Raw genomic sequence first — 1021 nt, forward strand, 5'->3', positions numbered from 1 at the left:
AAGAGTTTGTTGAGATTGCAAGAAGAGGGCTTACCTACAGTCCAGTCTCACAGATATTAGTTGAAAAGAGTATAAAAGGCTGGAAAGAAATAGAGTACGAGGTTATGCGGGACTCAAACGGCTGTTTAATTACCGTGTGTAACATGGAAAACATTGACCCTGTTGGTATTCACACAGGTGACAGTATTGTTGTTGCACCATCTCAAACACTTTCTGATAAAGAGTATCAGATGCTGCGCTCATCTGCCCTGAAGATTATTGATGCACTAAAGATTGAAGGTGGCTGTAACGTCCAATTTGCTCTAAACCCTGACAGCTTTGAGTATGCAGTAATTGAAGTAAATCCAAGGGTGAGCAGGTCTTCTGCTCTTGCTTCCAAAGCAACAGGGTATCCTATTGCAAGAATTGCAGCAAAGATTGCACTTGGTTTTACGCTTGATGAGATAGAAAATGCTATCACAAAGATGACTTATGCGAGTTTTGAACCAGCTCTTGACTATGTTGTATTAAAAATTCCACGCTGGCCTTTTGACAAGTTCACTTATGCAAACCGCAAACTTGGAACACAGATGAAAGCAACAGGAGAAGTAATGTCGATTGGAAGGACATTTGAAGAAAGTCTTCTCAAAGGTATAAGGTCACTTGACATTGGTGTTGACAGTTTGGACTTGCCTGAGCTAAAGAATTTTAGTAATGATGAGCTGAAAGAATTAATAAAAGAGGCAGATGACAGGAGAATTTTTGCTTTGGCTGAAGCTTTGAGAAGAGAGTTTACTATTGATGAGATTTATGATCTTTGCAAAGTTGACAAGTTCTTTTTGCACAAGATTAAAAACATCATTGATATGGAAAACAAGATTAAAAATGAAAATCTTGATGCTAACCTTTTAGCTGCCGCAAAAAAGATGGGGTTTAGCGACAAAACAATTGCAAGCCTGAGATGTAGTACTGAAAGTGAAATAAGAAGTCTTAGAAAAAGGTTTAACATAAAACCTGTTTACAAGATGGTAGACACTTGTGC

The 1021-nt window shown here is 38.2% G+C and carries 1 protein-coding gene; it reads left to right on the forward strand.

Annotated elements, in window-relative coordinates; translation table 11 throughout:
* A partial coding sequence (locus tag H964_RS06555; RefSeq protein WP_039765885.1) for an ATP-binding protein occupies positions 1–1021 on the forward strand: 1021 nt, incomplete at both ends.

It is taken from the genome of Caldicellulosiruptor sp. F32, assembly GCF_000404025.1.
Taxonomy (GTDB): domain Bacteria; phylum Bacillota; class Thermoanaerobacteria; order Caldicellulosiruptorales; family Caldicellulosiruptoraceae; genus Caldicellulosiruptor; species Caldicellulosiruptor saccharolyticus.